At 59.9% G+C, this 4,840-nt stretch carries 3 protein-coding genes and 3 pseudogenes; 3 read left to right on the plus strand and 3 right to left on the minus strand.

Annotation, left to right across the window (positions count from 1 at the left end):
* Positions 1-66: 66 nt before the first annotated feature.
* Positions 67-1,296, minus strand: coding sequence for a winged helix-turn-helix domain-containing protein (locus BK665_RS32980; protein ID WP_123410636.1), 1,230 nt, complete (start codon positions 1,294-1,296; stop codon positions 67-69).
* 64 nt (positions 1,297-1,360) lie between these two features.
* The gene (locus BK665_RS32985) at positions 1,361-1,576 is read right to left on the minus strand and encodes a DUF1127 domain-containing protein (RefSeq protein WP_123410637.1); all 216 of its coding nucleotides are present in this window, start codon (positions 1,574-1,576) and stop codon (positions 1,361-1,363) included.
* Between the two features lie 96 nt (positions 1,577-1,672).
* Between BK665_RS32985 and BK665_RS32990 the strand changes: the two are divergent.
* Positions 1,673-2,505: pseudogene (locus BK665_RS32990) on the plus strand (LysR family transcriptional regulator).
* Here BK665_RS32990 and BK665_RS32995 read toward each other — a convergent pair.
* A pseudogene (locus BK665_RS32995) lies at positions 2,495-3,210 on the minus strand (sulfite exporter TauE/SafE family protein). The pseudogenes BK665_RS32990 and BK665_RS32995 sit on opposite strands and share 11 nt — an antisense overlap.
* A 127-nt stretch (positions 3,211-3,337) precedes the next feature.
* Between BK665_RS32995 and BK665_RS33000 the strand changes: the two are divergent.
* A pseudogene (locus BK665_RS33000) lies at positions 3,338-4,211 on the plus strand (LysR family transcriptional regulator).
* 69 nt (positions 4,212-4,280) lie between these two features.
* The gene (locus BK665_RS33005; protein ID WP_123410638.1) at positions 4,281-4,742 is read left to right on the plus strand and encodes a MarR family winged helix-turn-helix transcriptional regulator; all 462 of its coding nucleotides are present in this window, start codon (positions 4,281-4,283) and stop codon (positions 4,740-4,742) included.
* Positions 4,743-4,840: the final 98 nt, after the last annotated feature.

The raw sequence follows: 4,840 nt of genomic DNA on the forward strand, positions 1-4,840 counted from the left end.
CGTAAAGGATGTCCCCGGTTTCGTTTGTAAAGGATGTTCCCGTTTCTACATCGCGAAGGCGTCAGCTCAATCCCCACCAATCTGCGCCAATGCCACCCGCAACCGCCCCGCACTCACCCGCTGACAATTCAACTGCACCCGCTCCAACCCCAACCAATCCGCCATCCCTCGCAAATTAACCGCCAACGCCAGCATCCCCGCGTCATCCAGCCCCGGCTCTTCCTCATGCACCGCGTGCACCGCCAAGCGCCCAAGCACCCGTTCGGCCCGCAGGTCCACCCGCGCGGCGATCCGTTCGTTGTGCAAAAACGGCAACACGTAATAGCCGTAGACCCGTTTATCCTGGGGCGTGTAAATCTCCAGCCGATAACGAAAATCGAACAAGCGCTCGGTGCGGCTGCGTTCCCAGATCAGCGAATCGAAGGGTGACAGCAAGGCACTGGCCTCGACCTTGCGCGGCACCTTGGGCTCGGGCAGGCAATACGCCGGCTGGCGCCAGCCTTGGACTTCGCAGTTCAGCAGTTCCCCCGCCTCCACCAGTTCCGCCAGGCGAGGACGGGCATCGCCGGGATTCAAACGAAAATAATCCCGCAGGTCCTTTTCCGTCGCCACCCCCAAGGCAGTTGCGGCGTGCAGCAACAGGCCGCGCTGGGCTTCGACCTCCGTGAGCAATGGCTGCTGGAGAACGTCCGAGGGAATCACCCGCTCCGGCAAATCGTAGAGCCGTTCGAAGCCGCGCCGGCCAGACACCGTTACTTCGCCGGCGGCAAACAGCCATTCCAGCGCGTGTTTTTCGGCGCTCCAGTCCCACCAGGGTCCGGCCCGTTCCTGACGGGTCGACAGACTGCCAGCACCCAGCGCGCCCAGTTCTTCAACCGAGGCCAGCACCCGACGAATCGTGTCCTGCTGTTCACGACCAAACTTTGCCAATTGCTGATAAATGTCTTCGCCACGGGTCGCACGCTGCATGCGCCAGCGCATCAGCGGATACATGGACAACGGCAATAACGACGCTTCGTGGCCCCAATATTCGAACAACGTACGACGCCGGCCCTGACTCCAGGCAGCCTGATCAAGCAAGTCGGATGAGTAGTTACCAAGACGGGAAAACAGGGGAAGGTAGTGCGAACGCACCAACGCATTGACTGAATCGATCTGCAAAATGCCCAGGCGTTCGATCAGTCGGTTGAGCTGAACCGCTTTGATCGTCGCTGGCGGCTGGCGCCCGTTGAACCCTTGGGCAGCCAGTGCCAGACGTCGAGCCTGTTTGATGGAAAAGGACAGCGTTGCGGGCATGAGCATCTCCTTGTCTGCTCGCAACCTACCTCACCAGAGAGGGGTTTGTGTAGCGATGGAATCATCATTTATGCATCGGATCGTCCCAGAATGGCCGGATCGATTCGTGCTCGACGTCCGCACGGCTGACACCGATGTCCTTCAGCGCTTCATCGCTCAAACTCGCCAGCAATTCACGTTCGCGGTGAAGTTCGTACCAGCGACTAAACTTGTGCAGCAAATCGGAGACTGCGTGGATTGAGAATTTTTCTGCCGTTACATGCTCGTGTTGACCTTTCATCATGTCGCCCTCCTTTAGGGATGGCTCAAGTCTCGCGCCGGGGCTAAGATCAATCCAACGAATGTTTCTGATGGTATACATCTCGGAGATTGATGAATGTCGGCGTTCCCTAGTATCGATACCGATGTACTGCGCACCTTTGTCGCCATCGCCGATTTGGGCGGTTTCACCCGCGCCGGTGAAATGGTCAACCGCACTCAGTCGGCGGTGAGCATGCAGATGAAACGTCTGGAAGAAGACGTGTTGCAGCGCCAGCTATTTGAACGCGACGGACGCCAGGTCAAGCTGACCGCCGAAGGCCAGGTGTTGCTCGGGTATGCCCGGCGTATCCTCAAACTCCACAGTGAAGTGTTCAATACCCTGCGCGAGCCGCACATGGTCGGCACGGTGCGCATCGGCACGCCGGATGATTACGTGATGCGGTTTTTGCCGGGGATTTTGTCGCGCTTTGCCAAGTTCTATCCGCTGATCCAGATCGAAGTGCATTGCGAATCCACCAAGCAGCTATTGCAGCGTCAGGATCTGGACCTGTCGATTGTCACCCGTGAGCCCGGCACCGAGATCGGCCAGTTGTTGCGCAAGGAGCGTTTCGTCTGGGCCGAGGCGCAGTGTTTCAGCGCCCACGAGCAGACGCCANNGATTGCTTCTGCCGGCTGTGGGCGTGCAATGCCCTGGATGCGATGGGCCGGGATTATCGCATCGCTTACAACAGTTCGAGCTTGTCGGCGTTGATGGCGGTGGTCAGCGCCGGCCTGGCGGTTACCGCGCAACTGGAAAGCCTGATCACCCCGGACATGCGCATCCTCGGTGAGGCCGAAGACCTGCCGCTGCTGCCCGAGGCCTGCATCATGCTGGTGCGCAACCTGCACAACCCGTCGCCGATCACCGAATGCCTGGCCGAGCACATCGTCGAAGGCTTCAAACTTTAAAGGCGAGTATCACGGCACAGAACACAAGGTAGCCACAGAACAGCCCGCGCAACAGTCGTTCAGACAGGGCNNGCCGCCGACCGCCAAAGGCAAACCGATCATCCAGTTCACCTCTTGGTGCACCGCGTAAGTCACCAAGGTGACCCCGGTGCTCGGCAATGCCAGGGCCAGCGACAAGCCTTGGGCCACTACCTGGGTGGTGCCGAACAGGCTGGTCAACACCGGTGTTGCCACCACTGCTCCGCCCACACCAAAAAACCCGCCAATGGTCCCGGATGCCGTGCCCAGCACACCCAGCCACGGCCACGAGTAATGCATGTGCGAAGACGTTTGCGTACTGGCGCTAAACATCCGCACCAGGTTGTAGGTCGACAGCGCCACCAGGAACACCACAAATCCTACGCGCAAGTGTTGTGCATCGATGCCTACGGCCCAGATCGAACCGATCCAGGCAAAGCAAAATCCCATCGAAGCCAAAGGCAAAGCGTGGCGCCAGTCAATGCGATTGCGTTGGTGATAGCGCCACAGCGCCAGCATCACGTTCGGCACCACCATCACCAACGCCGTGCCCTGAGCCAATTGCTGGTCGAGGCCGCACAACACGCCGAGCAGCGGGATGGCAATCAGCCCACCGCCAATACCGAACAAACCACCCAGGGTGCCCAAGGCAGCGCCGAAGATCAGATACAGCACAAACTCAATCACAGGCCCATTCCCTCTTGTCAGGCTTTTCATCCTACGCAGTCGGCGCTGGCGGGGAAACGCACAGCAACGCACAATGGCTGTGCCGATTTCGCACAAGCGCGGGTAAAAAGATGAACCCCANNNCGATGTGCTGGAAACCGGGAGCTTTTCCGCCGCGTCCCGGCGCCATCCGCTGACGCCTTCGGCGGTGGCCCGGCGAATCGATAGCCTGGAAAGTGCGGTCGGCAGTCAGCTATTTGTGCGCAGTACCCACGCGGTACGGGCGACGCCGGCGGGTTTGGCGTTTGCCGAGCGGGCGCGGCGGATCGTCGCCGAGTTGCGCTTGGCCAGGGCGGAAGCGGTGTCCCTCAGTAGCGCCCCCGAAGGCTTGATTCGGGTGGACGCCCCCGCCGCTTTTGGTCGCCGGCATCTGGCGCCGGTCATCGCTGATTTTCTGATGCTGTATCCCGGCCTGGATGTGCAATTGCACCTGATCGACAGTTTTGTCGACATGCAGGGTTTGAACCTGGGCAAGGTCGACCTGGTGCTACGCGCCGGGCAAATGGTCGATACCCGATTGGTTGCCACGCCGCTGGCGAATATGGTGCGCATCGCCTGCGCCAGCCCCGATTATCTGAAGCGCCGGGGCGTGCCGACCGATCCAGCACAGCTCATTGAACACGACGGCNNTCGAGCAGGATGGACGCATGCAGTTGCACCGCCCGGCGCGTATCCGCATGAGCACCAACAACGCCGAAGCGCTGGTCTGCGGCGCTCTGGCCGGGCTGGGCATCGCCCACTTGCCGACCTGGCTGGCGAGCGAATATCTGCTGCGGGGCGAACTGCTGCCATTGTTCTGCGAAAACGGCCTGCCGAAACCGGAAACCGCCGGCATCTACGCCTTGCGCCTGGAGCAACAGGCCAGTTCCCGCAGTCGTTTGTTGCTGGAATACCTGAAGACTCGCTTCAGCCCGATTGCGCCCTGGGATCTGGCCTTGCAAGGTAATCTGGCCGGCTACTGAGACATAATTATCTGGCGCATTAAAGATTCGCCCGCTAGATTCATGACGATCACTGATCAAGGTTTTGACATGACCACCGAACGCAACACCCCGGACAACTGCGACCACCTGCTGCTGGACAACCAGGTCTGCTTCGCCCTGCATTCCACTTCACTGATGATGACCAAGGTCTACAAGCCGCTGCTGCAAGCGCTGGGCCTGACCTATCCGCAGTACCTGGCAATGATGGTCTTGTGGGAACGGGATGGTTTGACCGTAGGTGAAATCAGCACGCGACTGCTGACCGATCCTGGCTCGTTGACACCCTTGCTCAAGCGCCTGGAAGTCGAAGGTTTGTTGAGTCGGACACGCAGCCGTGAGGATGAGCGGGTGGTGATTGTCGAGCTGACCGAACAGGGTCGCGCCTTGCGGGAAAAAGCTCGGGGCATTCCGCAGTGCATCCTGGGGGCCAGCGGGCAGACGATCGAGCAGTTGAAGAAGCTGCAGAATGATCTTCAGGATTTGCGGGCTCACCTGCAAGACAGCCTCTAATCCCCCAAACACCATAGATCCCTTGTGGGAGCGGGCTTGCTCGCGAATGCGGTGTGTCATTCAGCATGTGGGTTGACTGACACACCGCATTCGCGAGC

It is taken from the genome of Pseudomonas frederiksbergensis, assembly GCF_003732665.1.
In the GTDB taxonomy this organism is placed as follows: domain Bacteria; phylum Pseudomonadota; class Gammaproteobacteria; order Pseudomonadales; family Pseudomonadaceae; genus Aquipseudomonas; species Aquipseudomonas frederiksbergensis_G.

What these genes read in the sequence shown, in the direction of transcription:
- BK665_RS32980 (WP_123410636.1), bottom strand. Translation starts at nt 1,296, where the DNA reads ATGCCCGCAACGCTGTCCTTTTCCATCAAACAGGCTCGACGTCTGGCA.
- BK665_RS32985 (WP_123410637.1), bottom strand. Translation starts at nt 1,576, where the DNA reads ATGAAAGGTCAACACGAGCATGTAACGGCAGAAAAATTCTCAATCCAC.
- BK665_RS33005 (WP_123410638.1), top strand. Translation starts at nt 4,281, where the DNA reads ATGACCACCGAACGCAACACCCCGGACAACTGCGACCACCTGCTGCTG.